This window comes from Paenibacillus sp. UMB4589-SE434 (assembly GCF_030226685.1).
GTDB lineage: Bacteria > Bacillota > Bacilli > Paenibacillales > Paenibacillaceae > Paenibacillus_B.
The window spans coordinates 545,039-561,365 of the sequence record NZ_JASOYK010000001.1; the positions used below are offsets into that span (position 1 = coordinate 545,039).

11 protein-coding genes are annotated in these 16,327 nt (G+C 46.7%); all 11 read left to right on the top strand.

Features of this window, described 5'->3' with window-relative positions; translation table 11 throughout:
- Positions 1–90: 90 nt before the first annotated feature.
- The 11 genes from QP775_RS02620 (at position 91) to QP775_RS02670 (ending at position 16,246) form a co-directional block, all read left to right on the top strand.
- Positions 91–1,422 carry a hypothetical protein gene (locus QP775_RS02620; RefSeq protein ID WP_285103357.1) on the top strand — a complete coding sequence of 444 codons (1,332 nt, stop codon included), beginning with the start codon at positions 91–93 and terminating at the stop codon, positions 1,420–1,422.
- A 467-nt stretch (positions 1,423–1,889) separates the two neighbouring features.
- Positions 1,890–2,450: an outer spore coat protein CotE gene (locus QP775_RS02625; protein WP_239327482.1), complete on the top strand. Its 561-nt coding sequence runs from the start codon at positions 1,890–1,892 to the stop codon at positions 2,448–2,450.
- Between the two features lie 145 nt (positions 2,451–2,595).
- Positions 2,596–4,131, top strand: a complete 1,536-nt coding sequence (locus QP775_RS02630; protein ID WP_285103360.1) for a putative amidoligase domain-containing protein — start codon at positions 2,596–2,598, stop codon at positions 4,129–4,131.
- A 205-nt stretch (positions 4,132–4,336) separates the two neighbouring features.
- Positions 4,337–7,156 carry a DNA mismatch repair protein MutS gene (gene mutS / locus QP775_RS02635; protein WP_285103362.1) on the top strand — a complete coding sequence of 940 codons (2,820 nt, stop codon included), beginning with the start codon at positions 4,337–4,339 and terminating at the stop codon, positions 7,154–7,156.
- A 133-nt stretch (positions 7,157–7,289) separates the two neighbouring features.
- Positions 7,290–9,572 (top strand): DNA mismatch repair endonuclease MutL, encoded by a 2,283-nt coding sequence (mutL, locus tag QP775_RS02640; RefSeq protein ID WP_285103364.1) that lies wholly within the window; start codon positions 7,290–7,292, stop codon positions 9,570–9,572.
- Positions 9,573–9,647: 75 nt separating this feature from the next.
- Entirely contained in the window at positions 9,648–10,433 is a 786-nt protein-coding gene (locus tag QP775_RS02645) for a class I SAM-dependent methyltransferase (protein ID WP_239327486.1), read from the top strand.
- Positions 10,417–11,370, top strand: coding sequence for a tRNA (adenosine(37)-N6)-dimethylallyltransferase MiaA (gene miaA, locus QP775_RS02650; protein ID WP_285103367.1), 954 nt, complete (start codon positions 10,417–10,419; stop codon positions 11,368–11,370). The genes QP775_RS02645 and miaA overlap by 17 nt, the downstream gene beginning before the upstream one ends.
- 49 nt (positions 11,371–11,419) lie before the next feature.
- A complete protein-coding gene (gene hfq / locus QP775_RS02655) occupies positions 11,420–11,659 on the top strand; it encodes an RNA chaperone Hfq (protein ID WP_028546686.1) in 240 nt (79 codons plus the stop codon).
- Positions 11,660–12,011: 352 nt separating this feature from the next.
- Positions 12,012–14,744 carry a transglycosylase domain-containing protein gene (locus QP775_RS02660; RefSeq protein ID WP_285103369.1) on the top strand — a complete coding sequence of 911 codons (2,733 nt, stop codon included), beginning with the start codon at positions 12,012–12,014 and terminating at the stop codon, positions 14,742–14,744.
- Between the two features lie 40 nt (positions 14,745–14,784).
- Complete coding sequence (locus QP775_RS02665; RefSeq protein WP_285103371.1) at positions 14,785–15,495, top strand: peptidylprolyl isomerase; 711 nt, start codon at positions 14,785–14,787, stop codon at positions 15,493–15,495.
- A 91-nt stretch (positions 15,496–15,586) separates the two neighbouring features.
- Positions 15,587–16,246, top strand: a complete 660-nt coding sequence (locus tag QP775_RS02670; RefSeq protein WP_285103373.1) for a YdcF family protein — start codon at positions 15,587–15,589, stop codon at positions 16,244–16,246.
- Positions 16,247–16,327 lie beyond the last annotated feature (81 nt).

Consider the following 16,327-nt stretch of genomic DNA (forward strand, 5'->3'; position numbering starts at 1 on the left):
AATATTTGACGCTTGCAGTTAATATATGAGTAAAGGGACTATGCTCATTGTGAGTATAGTCCCTACTTGAGACAAGATGGGGTGGTGAGCGTGCCTCAACTCAACAACCTGATTCGTATCGGGTTTGTCTTTTCTGTTCATCCTGAAAAAGCGGCTGTCCGTGTCGTGTTTAACGATCAGCCGAACCAAGTCAGTGGGTATTTGCCAGTGATCGTGCAGCACAGTACCTATTCGTTGCCTGTTGTTAACGATAACGTGCTGTGCTTGTACCTGACCGATGCAGACGAGGGCTTTTGCTTAGGTACGTACCACGTGACAAATGATGAGCTGCCAACGCTATCTGACGCGTTTCGATCAGTATGGTTGAAAAATGCGACGGTAGATCGGAGTCTCAGCATGCGTGAGAGCGGGGACCTGAGCGAGCAGTCGAAATACCATTTTGCGGTTCTAACGGGGATACGCGGTGGGGTAGAGTACACGGAACTCTGGATTTTAGTTAATGCATGGTATGACTACACCACTCAACGTTTTAAGCGGTTTAACGTCAACAATTTTAGCTTTGGTTGGCAGTTTCAGGGGGGAGGAACGTACCCTGGAGAAGAACTCATTGGCGACTCCATGAACCAAGGGATTAGCTTGTGGAAAGCAAATGGCAAGAAAGCGTATGCAGAAGGGGACCCGATGCGTGATCAGACAGGGCTGGATATTGGCGCACCTGATGAGCAGGGAGGCTGGCGCGAGTTCGGCATCACTCTTGGCTGGAACAATGTCTTTATGTGTGACAGCTATGGGGGAATGACGATTGGCGGCAGTGGGCTAGAGATTGACGGCTCAGGGATATCACCTTTTAAAAGGGTGTCGCTAGGGAAGTTTAGTGGCGGCAGCGTTAATCCTGATCGGGCATACAAGGACTATGGTTATGCGTACAATGGAACGATGTGGAATACCCAACATGGTATGTGGAACATGGATGAGAATAAATACAACAGCTATTATTGGGGAATGGTCAGTCCACTTGATTTTTATGACACAGGGACGTACAATCCAGGGTCCAATCGGGCGCTACTTGACAATACCAAATGGGTATGGCGCATGCTGAACAAAAATAAAGAGCCCAAAGTAGAGAATTGGATTGACGTGTTCGAAATTTCGCAAACAGGCGATGCTAAGCTGTTGGGTAAACCAGTTGCAGCCATTCAGGTTGTTCGTGCAGACATTGTGAATGTCACTGACTTTAATATGTCGTATCCAGACGCGACGTGGGGCAAACACAATACATTAATTGTAGCTGTTAAAGGTGTGCTCAAGGACGGAACAGTCAAGCAGCTTGGCGCGATCAACGCTACGTATACCGATTATGGGCTGTATGGCTATTTGGGACAGGGATTTGCATCTGCACAAGTGTTTATTTCAAAATACTGATCGATAAGTCGCAGGTGCATAAGTGGAACCATACCTGAAATAACAAGATACATGTAAAGAGGACATCTGATCTATTAGCGGGTGTCCTCTTGCTGTAGGTATTAAGGTGACGTCAAGGAGAAGATACACCTCTGTCTTTAAACGATGACATAACGTATTTTTAGCAGAATTTCCGTTAATCCAATCCGGCAATATCAGGCTCATTATTTGACGAACGTCATACGAACATAATGTGAATTCATACGTTTTAACTCATTTTTTATGAATCAGTTCTATAAGCTTTAATAGTAGGAAGGTCAATCCGTGCATCGTGTCATAACAATCAGAGTATAGGTATCGCTCTAAATGATTATCGTGTATCAGGCGACAGGGCTATTATTTTTTCGGATAATTTTGTTGGAGTAGTAACATAAGCCCACATCGCGCATACACTTTAATTGAATGATTGTATGGAGGAGGTCCAAAGGATGGCAATTTCAGATAACAACCATTGCCGGGAGATTATCACGAAAGCGGTTTGCGGCAAAGGTCGTAAGTTCTCCGTCGTCACACATACGGTCACTCCGCCTCACAATCCGACCAGCATATTGGGGGCATGGATTATAAACCATCAATATGAGGCGGTGCGGGCGGGGGATGGGATTGAGGTTATCGGTACTTACGACATTAACATCTGGTATTCGTACAATAACAACTCGCAAACAGATGTTGCCAAAGAAACAGTTTCGTATGTAGACCTCGTTCCTTTATCGTATGTTGATCCGAGACACCGTGCGTCAACAGAGGAAGTGTCTGCTGAATCCACACAGGAGCCTAACTGCGTAGAAGCTACGGTTTCGGCAAGCGGAACGAGTGTTGCGATTCGCGTGGAGCGCGAATTCGCAGTGGAAATGGTTGCAGAAACAAAGGTATGCGTTAAAGTAAGTCCGAACGGCTGTCTTGATCTTGATGACAAAACATTTGATTTTAGCGGGGATACCAGCGAATTCGATGATTTGGATCCAGACTTGACGGACGAGGAAGTGTAAGAAGATCGCCGCAAGCCCTTGCGGCGGTTTCTCTTTTCTAAGGCATACTTTAACGTATGCACGAAAGTGCATGACGTAGAGGGCGATAGCCCTCCTTTTTTTTGAAAATGAAGAAATGGGCTTGAGGCAGATGGGAGGGGGCGTCGTGACGGTCCAGACGGTATCGTACATTCAGATCTGGGAGGAAGGTGATTCGATCCTGCCTGTCCTTCCGGTATCCGAAGGTGGGGCTCTCTTTCATTGGCTAATTGGAAGTGCAGGCTGGAGGACAAAATTGACGCAGCACTTGGCTAAATTAGAGTTAGAGCAGCAGTCTCGATTGCTGTTATTGAATCGATATAGTTATGAATGGACAGACGAAACGATGCGGCGGCGTCTGAAGTTATTTGGTATACCTGTATCCGAACAGGCAGTATGGCATGGGAAGTATATGCCTGCAGCAACTTCATATGCAAGAACGATAACTTTTTGGGTCAATCAGTTAGAAGTCGCAGCAGCTGGGCATAGCTTGTTTCAGCCAAGCGGCAAATTTATGCATCGACAGCTTGATGACTGGAGCAAGCCTCCATACAAAAGGTTATCTCAGTTGGCCATTCGAGCCGCCTATGCGCTTGGTTGGGATACGTTACAAGTAACGGTCCAATATGTACATAGTGGAACGCAGCATGAACTATATGGAGCGCACACCATTGACGATGTTCAGGCAGGTGATGTTGTCCTCTTGACTAGTCCAGTGTCCCGTCAAGGTGTCCCAGCATGGGTGTGGGATGCTTATGCACACAGCTTGCTTGCAGCCGCGATTTCCATTCTGCGTGAAGAGCGAAGGGCCTATAAGGATCTTAAATATGGTCTAGATATGGAATATATATTATACGACTCGTTGAGACGTAAATTCATATCGGCCGCAAGATTTTTACCGCGCAGTGGGATTGCTGGATGTGATGCGGTTCGAGTGAATGGAAACGTATGTTACCCTATTATGGAATTGCGGCCATTGCCGTCATCAACTCCAGCAGGACTTGTACAAGAATTAGAAGGAGCCATGCGAATTGCTGCGAAAGTGATTGACAGTGCAAATGGATTCCATATGAGCAGGCAAGTGGATACACTGACAAAGGCAGATCAGACTGATAGTGGCAGCTCATTGTTGTGGCATGCCGGTGGACGGCCTCGTGGAAGGTTTCCACTGGGAGGTCATATTCACATGTCTGGAATTACAGTTACAAGTGAGCTTGTACGTGCGTTGGATTCGTATGTAGCACTTCCGATTAGCCTCCTGGAGCAGGAAGAGTCAAGCGCTGCTTTACGACGCAGACCCAAGTACGGGGCACTCGGCGATGTTAGGTCGCAGGAGCATGGCGGAGCCGGTGGATTCGAATATCGCACGCTGCCAAATTTTGCTTACTGTCCTGAGTTAACGTTAGATGTTCTAGTGCTTACCGATTTGGTTGTGCGTCATTATAAACAGTTGAGCAGACGAAGTGGTGCCTTGCGGAAAGTGTCTGATGCCTTTCAGCGGGGAGTAAGAGATGTTTATAGGGACGATGCGGTAGAAGGATTGCTTGATGTATATGTGTTAGCGAACGTGAACGCTCGGATAAGTATTGAACGATTAATAAGAAAAATCGAGCTGAATTGGACTTGGAATGAGAGCGATGATATCCGCTCTGTATGGTTGTGACAGTGATGTTTTGTGTTCTGTCATCATCTGCAGGGTGAGGAATCGCTCTTTTTTTGCTATGATAACAGATAGGACTTTTATGTGCAGTGTGTGCATTCGATACGGAAGCATGTTGTTAAGGAATAAAGAGCATAAAGACGAACAGCAGAATGCATCGTTCTTATTATTATCATAAATCAATGATGACTGGGTATGGAGGTATATGATGTCAACTTATACACCAATGATTCAACAATATCTGGCGGTAAAGAAACAGGCAGAGGATGCCTTTTTATTTTTCCGTTTAGGCGACTTTTATGAGTTGTTCTTTGATGATGCTCTGCTAGCATCCAAAGAACTGGAAATTACGCTAACCGGACGAGGAGGGGGCACAGAAGAGAAGATCCCGATGTGTGGTGTCCCCTATCATGCCGCTGAAAATTATATTCAACGTTTGATCGAGAAGGGTTATAAGGTAGCGATCTGCGAGCAAGTAGAAGATCCTGCAGCAGCAAAAGGGGTAGTGCGGCGGGAAATCGTACGGATTGTTACACCGGGTACCGTGATGGAAGGTAAATCGATAGATGAGAAATCCAATCGTTATCTGATCGGAATAACCGAACTTAACGGCAAGCATGCATTGGCAGCCTGCGATCTGACTACTGGGGAACTGCTAGTGTCCTCGGCGCCAAAGGGAACTGGATGGCTGATGGACGAGCTAAATGTGTATGCTCCAAATGAGATGATTGGAGACGAGGCCCTGTTGGCAGAAGTCAAGCCGTTGACCAGTGCTTGGAATCGGAATGTTCTGTTCACGGCGTGGCCAGAGCGAGATGATTTATTGGCAAGGCAACAATTTGGTGAATCGGTATGGGGCCGCCTTGAGATTGAGCGGCAGCATGTCATCAGTATGATGATGGCTTATTTAAAAACTACGCAGAAGCGGTCACTCGGCCAATTAACGACAATTCGTGAGTTGGAGCCGGATCAATATCTAGTACTTGATCCATTTACCCGCCGGAATCTGGAGCTAACGGAGACGGTGCGAGAGCGGGCTAAGAAAGGGTCGCTGCTCTGGTTGCTTGACAAAACGGAGACTTCGATGGGTGGAAGACTGCTGCGTCGTTGGATCGACAAGCCGCTGCTGAACCGGACAAGCATCGAAGAACGCCTTGAAGCAGTGAATACATTGTATCACCAGCTCATTTGGCGTGAGGAGCTGCGCGAGCAGCTTTCTGCAATCTACGACTTGGAGCGCCTAGTCGCGCGTATCGCGTTCGGAACGGCGAACGGTCGGGACCTGATCTCGATGAAGCTGTCATTGGAACGCGTGCCACAGCTGAAGGAATTGTGCTTGAATATGTCTTCAGCAACGCTGCAGCAACTTGCCAATCAAATGGACGCGTGTCAAGATATTGCGCAGTGGATCGAGCAAGCTATCATTGAAGAACCTCCAGTATCAACACGTGAAGGCAATTTGATTAAGACAGGTTATGACGCTCATTTGGATAAGCTCCGTGAAGCAAGTGTGAACGGGAAACGCTGGATAGCGGAGTTAGAGCGGAAAGAGCGCGAAGCGACTGGCATCAAGTCGCTCAAGATCGGGTACAACAAAGTGTTTGGTTATTACATCGAAGTAACAAAGTCTAATCTGGCAGCACTGCCTGAAGGACGCTATGAACGCAAGCAGACGCTTGCAAATGCTGAACGATATGTTACACCGGAATTAAAGGAAAAAGAAGCATTAATTCTAGAGGCCGAAGATAAGATGGTTGGGCTTGAATATGAGTTGTTCAGTGAACTGCGTCAACGCATTAATGATCATATCCGGCGCTTGCAAACGTTGGCGGAAGCACTGGCAGAGATGGATGTGTACCAATCGCTTGCGACCGTAAGTGCCAAGCGGCGCTTTGTGAAGCCTACGTTGCATGACGGCTATGACTTGGATGTAACCAATGGGCGGCATCCTGTCGTAGAGGCTGTTATGCAGCAGGGTAGCTTTATGGCTAATGACACTGCACTTCATGAGCAGGAATCTTCCATGCTGCTCATAACCGGGCCCAATATGGCCGGCAAGAGCACCTACATGCGCCAAGTGGCGTTAATCTGTATTATGGCTCAAATAGGTTGTTTTGTTCCAGCAGACGTCGCATCTGTTCCTTTAGTAGACCGTATCTTTACACGGATTGGTGCGGCAGATGATCTGATCGGCGGACAGAGTACGTTTATGGTTGAAATGATGGATATTCAGGTGATGACCGAGAAAGCAACAAGGCGCAGCCTGGTTGTCATTGATGAACTCGGGCGAGGCACTTCCACCAGCGAAGGGATGTCCATCGCGCAAGCGGTAATTGAATACGTACATCATCGTATCGGCTGCAAGGCGTTGGTGTCTACGCATTTTCATGAGCTGGCGCACTTAGAGGACAGATTGACACGTTTGACCAACGTCTGCATGGCCGTACAGGAGAACGGCAATGACGTGACTTTCCTGCGTAAACTCATTCCAGGAGCGGCTAGCACAAGTTACGGCATTTACTGTGCTCGGCTAGCAGGACTTCCTGATACGATAATAACAAGAGCATATGATCTGCTCACGAATTATGAAGGAGAAGCGGTACAAGTCTCAGATCCTGATACTACGCATCCATCAAGTGCTGAACGGGAAGGGGAATCAAAGCTGGTTCAACTGTCTTTATTCGGTGAAGAAACTGGAATACAGTCTGCCAGTCCGAACATACATGCTGATAAGAAGGATAAGTCAGAAGATTTGAGTGCGGCAAGATTACAAGCGGCGGCAACCGCTGAAGCAGACAATGCAGTCGGCGACAAGCAGGTACCTTTCACCCCGAATCAAGGGTTTGGGGATGGAGAGCATCCGGTTGCTATGAAGGAAATGAGTATGGAACAAACGGATCCTCGCACCGAGCAAGCATTAAAGTTACTGGAAGCATTGCAGGAGGTCGATGTCATGTCTATGACGCCGCTTGAAGCGATGAATCAACTGCATGAATTGATGCGTTCGGCACGGAAGATGAAGTATTAGTTTGCATTTTAAGAAGAAATATTAAGCAGTTATATTAAGAAGAAAGTACCATAAACGGTAAGTATGATACAATGATCGGCGTTGACATGAATGCTTCATCTGAATGGAATGCTCAAATGGACGGGGTGAGACGATGGCTATTATTCATGTGCTGGATGATCAGCTTGCGAACCAGATTGCTGCTGGAGAAGTAGTGGAGCGTCCAGCATCTGTAGTGAAGGAATTAGTTGAAAATGCAATTGATGCTGGCAGCAGACATATTGATGTGGTCGTCGAAGAGGGAGGTCTCCAGTTAATTCAGGTAAAAGACAATGGATCTGGTATTGCGGAGGATGATGTGGAGACCGCTTTCGAACGCCATGCTACTAGCAAGATTCGTTCGAATCGTGATTTATTTTCGATTCGCAGTCTAGGTTTCCGCGGTGAGGCTCTTCCCAGTATAGCCGCGGTAGCTAAGGTAGAAGTGGTTACTTCTACAGAGTCTACAGGCTTGGGACGCCGGATTGTCATCGAAGGTGGGCATCTGTTGACGCATGAGCCAGCACAGTCGATGCAAGGCACAACATTTACGATAAGAGAACTGTTTTATAATACACCGGCACGATTAAAGTATATGAAGACAATTCAGACAGAGCTCGGACATATATCTGATCTGATGTATCGATTAGCCTTGTCATATCCCGAGATTGGCTTCTCTCTTAAACATAACGAGAATATGCTGCTGCAAACATTGGGTAACGGCGATCTATTACAAGTCATTGCTGCAGTGTATGGTGTCCACACCGCTAAGCAGATGATTAAAGTAAAAGCAGAGCATTTGGATTACGATGTAGAAGGTTATATCGGGAAACCTGAACTCACACGCTCTAATCGAAATGCTATGTCTTGGTTTGTAAATGGACGTTATGTCAGGAGCTTTCCGTTAAATCAGGCGGCGCTGCGGGCGTATCATACGTTATTACCAATCAATCGTTATCCTGTCATTGTCATGCAGGTGAAAATGCACCCGACCCTGGTGGATGTTAACGTACATCCGTCCAAGATGGAGGTGCGTTTCAGCAAGGAAACAGAACTGTCTGAGTGCGTGGAACTGGCTTTCCGCCAGGAGCTTGTCGGTCAGACGCTCATTCCGAAGGCGGTTCCCACTCCTAAAGCGAAAGTGAAAACTTATGTCGAGCAAGCTCAAATGGATTGGGCCGCTTCTACAAATGAACAAGGCATACCGATGCAAGCGCGAGGCTCGCTTGTGTTTCACACACCAAAGGAAGGGAATCCCACTAGTAAGAGGGAACTTTTTCCAGATGCAGATCATAGGGGTGCTGCGGAGGCCTATAATAATATAGCTTTGCCTGGTGCTAAGGCTGAAGAGTTCAATCGCCCTAATAAAATGGAAATTCCAAATGATGTCCTAGATGCAGCCTCTCCACAGCCTGCTGAAACCGAACATATGGAGGATACTGCTCTACAGGCTGCTGACGTGCAAGCGGAGCAGGCTAAAGCTGCAGAAGATGTACTGCAATCGGCAGCGCCTATTTCAACGGATCAGAAGGAAGTGGGAGATCATGGGCTGACAAGCCGTGCACCCGCCAATCCTGATCTACAACGTGAGCATGCGGCTAATTATGAAGTTCATCGTAATACAGGGGCAATGCCTGATGAGAGTGTATTATTGAATAGAGATCAGGGATCGCAAGTGCTCCATCAACCAACAAAGGCGGACTATGTCCACAACCGGCAATCACAGAGAGAAGAACGTACACCTGTTAATCGTACAACTGTCGCTGCATGGAACAAAGTAATGGAGCAGAGCTCGGCATCAGATGCCGCTCTCCCCCCATTTCCGGCCTTGTCCTATCTTGGTTCTTTGCATGGTACTTACTTAATCTGTGGCAATGAAGAAGGATTATATTTAATAGATCAGCATGCAGCACATGAACGTGTCAATTATGAATACTATGTAGACAAGTTCGGTAAACCGATCGATGCTTTTCAAGAACTGCTAATTCCATTAACAATCGAGCTTACACCGAATGAAGCAGGTCGTATTCGAGAACGTATGCCGCTGCTGGAGCATGTGGGGATAGCAGTAGAGCCGTTTGGTGCTCAGACATTCCTGATTCGTTCTCATCCCTACTGGTTTCCGAACGGGGAGGAAGAAGGTCTCATTCAAGAAATGATGGATTGGGTGCTAAATGAAAAAGCTCCAAACATCACTACAATGCGTGAAGCATCGGCCATTATGTGCTCCTGTAAAGCCTCCATCAAAGCCAATCAGCGGATTACACAAGAGGAAGCGGATATGTTAATCGCAAGGCTAGGCGCATGCAGGCAGCCGTTTACGTGTCCGCACGGCAGGCCGATCATCATCAAGTTCACGAATCATGATCTGGAAAAGATGTTTAAGCGTATTATGTGATAGGCACATATGCGATTTAGGGTACATGAGCATTTGTATTTACGTTTCAGTACCGTTTATAATGAGGAGGAACCTATGATTATTACGACAGGTGATTCGACTTCGCCTCATGTCATTGCTCAAGCTCAATCGCTGGCGAAGGAACTGGGTTGCCTGTATACGACTCGGAGAAAGCAATCGTTTCCCCAATTGAGGAAACGTTATGGTGACGACCAATTTCTGATTATGATGGACTCTGGGATTCGTTATACACAGATCGGACAGGCGGATCTTACCTATCATCCAAGCATGGCATTTATTCGATCAAAGCGTATACTGAACGGGGAGTCAGACACGATGATTCGTGCGGCACGTATTAAACCAGGTGCTTCGGTGTTGGACTGCACGGCAGGATTAGGGGGCGATGCCCTTGTTTTTTCCATGGCTGTTGGCGACAAGGGGAGTGTTACAGCTTGCGAAAGTCAACTCCCGTTGTTTGTTTTGGTCAGAGAAGGGCTCCGCGCATATGTGTCAGAGGTGGAAGAGATCAATCGTGCGATGAGACGTATCCGTATGGAGCACAGTCATTACTTGGACATGTTATTACGTCTACCTGATCGATCCGTTGATACGATTTATTTTGATCCGATGTTTCGCACGCCAGTACAAGAATCCGCGGCTATCGATCCGCTGCGTCATCTAGCGAATCACGAACCATTGGCAGCAGAGGCGGTGCATGAAGCGATGCGTGTAGCACGCAAGACGGTTGTTATGAAAGAGCTGCGTGGCAGCGAGGAATTTAATCGATTGGGGTTTACCCGCGTCGAGCGGACAGGTTCTAAATTAGCATATGGAGTGATTGACATTGTCGGCAACGAATAGTCCTAGACATCGACTGCTTGTTTTAGTCGGTCCTACGGCGGTCGGCAAGACAAAATTGAGTTTGCAATTGGCCCATCATTGGAATGCTGAGATCATATCAGGTGATAGTATGCAGGTGTATCGGCATATGGACATTGGGACAGCTAAGCTTCCTTTTGCTGAACGCGATGGGATTCCACATTATATGATGGATATTCATGAGCCCGATGAACCATTTTCGGTTGCTGAATTTCAGGATCGTTGTCGCGAGCTTATACCAGATATAGCATCTCGCCATAAGCTTCCATTTATTGTTGGTGGGACGGGTCTTTATGTGGAGTCTCTATGTTACGGATTTGAGTTCAGCGAACAAGGATCTGATGAGCCATTCCGACTAGAAATGGCCCATCTTGCGGAAGAGCAGGGGAACGAAGTTCTGCATGAGCAGCTGCGGCTCGTGGACCCCGAATCTGCTGAAAGATTACACCCGAACGATGTAAGAAGAGTGATTCGTGCTTTGGAAATATTTCGTTTAACATGTCAAAAAATGTCAGATCAGTTGGAGGTCCAACAGCGCCAGCCACAATACGATTTGTGTTTTATTGGTTTGACAATGGACAGGCAATTGCTATATAAACGAATAGAGGCCCGAATTGATGAGATGCTTGAAGAAGGGCTTGTCCAAGAAGTTGAGCAATTACTGCAGCGAGGGTATTCCCGATCACTTGTATCGATGCAAGGTCTGGGTTATAAAGAAATAGCCGCTTATTTAGCAGGCGAGACGTCCTATGAGGCTGCTGTCACACTGCTCAAGCGCGATACCCGTCGATTCGCTAAGCGTCAACTGTCATGGTTCCGTCGCATGAAGGACATTCATTGGGTCGATGTGACTGACAGTACACGATATGATGAACATTTCTCACAAATTTGTGGCATCGTAGCAGGAAAGTTTCGCTAAGAGGTTGAATATATTTCAACACTATATCAAGATTATGGGGGTACGGACGATGAATAAATCCATTAATATCCAAGATACTTTCTTGAACCAGCTACGCAAGGAGAGCATTCCGGTAACTGTATATTTGACGAACGGGTTCCAGATTCGCGGTATCATTCGCGCATTTGACAACTACACAATCGTCATAGACAGTGACGGACGCCAGCAGATGGTATTTAAGCATGCGATCTCCACATTCACGCCGATGCGCAACGTATCCCTGATGCAGGACCATCAGAACGAATCTTAATCCGTTGCTTAAGGTGCTGTCGCAGCTCCTTGAGAATGAAATGAAACTTTTTCAGGCTTTGCAACGTCTACATGTATAGTACGGTCAAGAACAACCCTAAGGGGTTGTTCTTTTCGTTGGAGTGTACAGCAGATATTCTCCACCCTCTTGACTGCATCGTTCCAGTACGATAATGAAGGGCAGCGGCCAGTCGAGTGCGTCGAATCTTAACCGTATATTTTGCGTACAGAGAAAGGTTGGAGCGATGTGCAGCTTGCTGCCGTTTCTAGACGGCCTACGAAAGGGTAATAACACTCATCTTCTCCAGCAGCGCAATAAAGAGAAATCCTCACGGAAAAGGGAGTCGGAAAGAATGTCTACAAATGATAAATTGTCCCGCAGTAACCGAGGACAACGAGCTAGTAGTACCGGTCACACAAGTAATTCCAATAATTCTGGTCAGCGTGGCAATGGTGGTAGTGGTGGCAGTGGCATGTCCAAGCCCAAAAAGAAATGGTCATGGAAGAAGACTTGGTGGCTTATGTTTTTCACTACCGCATTTGCGATATTTTGTGCGGTGGGCGGATATTTGTTTATTTTGCTAAATGGCGAACGACTAATGAAAGAATATAAAGAAGCAGACATGTTCCAAATGGCAGAAGCATCTACCGTGTTTGATCGTAAAGGTAATGAGATTGCAAAGCTTGGCCATGGGGCAAGCAATCGTGAAGTTGTAGAAGCAGGAGAGATTCCTGATATGTTGGAAAACGCGTTTATTGCAACGGAAGATCGCCGCTTTCAGGAGCATCAAGGAGTAGACCTGTGGTCAATTGGACGTGCGATGGTAAAAGACGTCATGCACGGCAGCCTGAAGGAAGGCGGCAGCACGATTACACAGCAGTTGGCAAAAAATATGTTTTTGACGAGTGACAAGACGTTTTTCCGTAAAGCAACGGAAGTATCTATTGCACTAGCTTTGGAGAATCACTATACAAAAGACGAAATCATTACGATGTATTTGAATCGTATTTTCTTTGGCCAAGGTGCCTACGGTGTGAAGGCTGCATCCATTCGATATTTTGGTGAAAGTGATTTGAGTAAATTAAAAGTATGGCAGATGGCGACATTGGCGGCGATGCCGAAGGCGCCTTCTCGATACAATCCGATCTCGAATCCGGAGCTTTCCAAGGAACGTCGTAAAGTTGTCTTGTCCCTCATGTATGAAGAAAAATACATTACGTTGTCGGAAATGGAAGAGGCAGCGGCTGTTGATTACGTGCCGCTTAAGTCAAATGGTGGCAATGATCAGACTGAAAAGGGCGATGCGGCGTATATGGCCTTTGTCGATTATATGGTGCAGGAAGCTGAGGAGCGCACGGGGTTAACGGAGGATGAATTGCTGCGTGGAGGGTTCAGCATCTATACTACGATGGATGGAGATGCACAACGCGCTGTTTTTAAAGAGTTCAGTGAAGATGATAACTTTGAGAAAAGTAAAGATGACATCAAATCCCAAGGTTCAATGGTCATATCCGACCATCAAAATGGAGCACTGATGGCAATGGTTGGCGGACGTGATTATGTAAAAAAAGGTTGGAACCGTGCGAATGTAAAACGCCAACCTGGTTCTGCTTTTAAACCAATCGTATCATTTGGGCCAGCAATAGAGTCAGGTCAGTGGTTCCCTTGGTCAACGCTTCGTGATGACAAGCAGTGCTTTGGCAACTATTGCCCGACCGACCTAGGTCGTAACAAGTATGTGGGACCGATTGAAATGACAGAGGCCTTCAAACGTTCTACTAACTTGCCGGCTGTTTGGCTGCTGAACGAGATTGGGATCAAGAGCGGCACTAATTTTGCGAAGCAGCTGGGAATTGAGCTGGACAAGGGCGATTACAACCTGTCTATTGCACTTGGGGGTATGACGAGAGGTACAACACCTATCGAGATGGCGGAGGCATATAATGCGTTTGCCAATGGGGGTTATTATTACCCGGCATATACGATCAAGCAGATCAAAGATCGTAAAAATACTGATGTGTATACCTATACTGTGCCTAAGCCTGAGCGAGTAATGTCAGAGAAGACGGCCTATTATATGACACAGATGATGCAAGAAGTGGTTAACAGCGGAACAGGTAAAGCGGCCAAGATGGATCGCCCTGTTGCAGGTAAGACTGGTTCTACACAGCACTCTGTACCTGGTTATAATGGTCCTGGTAATCGTGATTTGTGGTTTGTCGGCTACACGCCAGAGTGGACAGGATCTGTTTGGATGGGATATGACAAGACGGATAGTAATCATGTTCTTGTTGGCAGCAGTGGTCAGCCTGCCGCCTTATTCAGTAAAGTTATGACTCAAGCGCTCAAGGGGGTTGACAGTCAATCATTCAACAAGCCAGAGGACGTTAAAGAAGATGAAAAGCCGAAACCGCCAGCGGCAGTATCTGGTTTACAGGGTTCCTATTCTGAGAATACAAAGTCTATCTCGTTAACTTGGAAAGCTGTTGAAGGAAAGAACGTCAAGTACAGCTTGTATCGCAAAGCAACTGCTGACCCGCAATTTACGAAAATATTAGCCGGCATTCAAGCAAACGAAGCAGAAGATATTGGGGTATTTGCCGGAGAAACGTATACGTATTATGTGACAGCTACGAGTGAGGACAAACCGGAAGAGTCTGCCAAGTCCAACGAAGCTGTAATCAAGATTGAAGCTGAGAATGTCGAGCCGCCGCCAGATCCAGTTGTTCCGCCAGTGACAGATCCTGTGGACCCTAACGTGCCTGGTGGAGAGATTGACAATCCTAACGGCAACAACGGAAATAATAGTGGCGGCAATAACGGCAATGGTAATGAAGGAAATGGCAGCAACAATGGGAATGGAGACAGTGGTAGCGTCGGTCCAGAAACTGGCGGTACAGAAGGGCCAGATAATGGGATTGACAATACTACGTCTGGCCAGTCGGGTAACGGTTCCAGCATCGAGACTGGCGGAAGCACTTCCAATAATACAGGCAAGCATGATAATCAGAACGGTAAGCCTGACAAAAATAAAGAGCGCGGCGGGCAAGGAGCGGATTCCACTTCTTTCCCACCAGCGGCTTAAATAAAGACCTACAATTCGTTTAATAAGGAGCGAGCGTACGTTGAAATCAAATCGACCATCCACGTGGTTAGGGCAGACAGCAAGGAAAGCAGGAGGTCTATTGTTATTAAGCGCCTTATTAATCAGTATTATTGGCTGCGGACAAAAGAATACGCCTGCCGCACCAGCGGAAAACAATGCTGCAAGCGGGTCAGCTCCCATCGAGAACAAAGCCAAGTCATGGGCTGAAATGCCAAAAATGTCTATTGATACGAATGCGAACTATGTGGCTGAAGTGAAGACCACGAAAGGAACATTTGAGATCGAGCTGTTCGCCAAAGAAGCGCCGCAGACCGTAAATAACTTTGTGTTCCTAGCGAATGAACATTACTATGACGGCATTACCTTCCATCGCATTATCGAGACGTTTATGGTTCAATCGGGAGATCCGCTCGGCAACGGTATGGGTGGACCAGGATATACAATCCCGGACGAGTTGGACAGTAAGCGATCATATGAGCCTGGAGTAGTGGCGATGGCAAAGTCTAGTCAGCCGAATAGTGCTGGTAGCCAGTTCTTTATTTGTACCGGTGATGATGCGGGGAGCTTGAACATGCAGCCTGTATATCCGATTTTTGGTAAGGTGAAGAGTGGTATGGATGTGGTGACAGCGATAGCCAAAACTCCAGTGGTAGAGAACCCGGATACGATGGAGCAGAGCAAGCCGCAAGAAGAAGTCAAGATTGAAACGGTTACGATTCATAAATCTTAAAGTTTAGAGATAAGAATGTCATCATTGATCATGAAGAAGCACGCAATAATTGAATTGCGTGCTTCTTTTTTACCTGAGGGAGGACCATAATATGCCAAAAATGTTGGATCATGCAGCAACTCCAATGCGCAGTGCTCGTAAGAATAAATCGAGAAAAACCGTTCTGATACGTAAATTAGTTTTGTTGGTCGGATTCCTGCTCCTGTTAGGTTTATTATGGACAGGGTACGTACTTTGGAAAATAACAAGCTCAAGCGACGCCAACTCGCTTGCAACGAGTGATGTTGGCATTGTGCTGGGAGCATCTTTATGGGGAGATGAGCCAAGCCCTGGGTTAAAGGAGCGCCTTAATCTTGTGGTGAAACTTTACAATGAAGGTCGCTTCAAGCAAATTATCGTCACTGGAGGCAAAGATACGCCTACGGCTACTTATACAGAGGCGGAAGGCAGCAAGCGTTATTTAATTGCTCATGGAATTCCGGAGTCGGTTATATGGCTAGAGAATTCATCTACAAGCACATTGGAAAATTTAAAATTTGCACAGCCTATTGTTCGCGAACATCAATGGTCATCGGTTACGATTGTCACTCATGATTTTCATGGGAATAGGGCGTATGAAATAGCGGATAAGCTGGGGTATGAGCAGCTGCATGTAGAAACTGTGGCAAGCAAGGTGCTTTCAACCTTCTACCATTTTGGCAGGGAAACACTTGCCTATACGAAGTGGAAATGGGACGAGCTGTGGCTCTAAATCTGCTAATATCCTCGCTATCGATAGAATATGTTGGATAAGCGGCAGTGATAAGCTTATGAAAGAAAGGCTGTCTTTCTA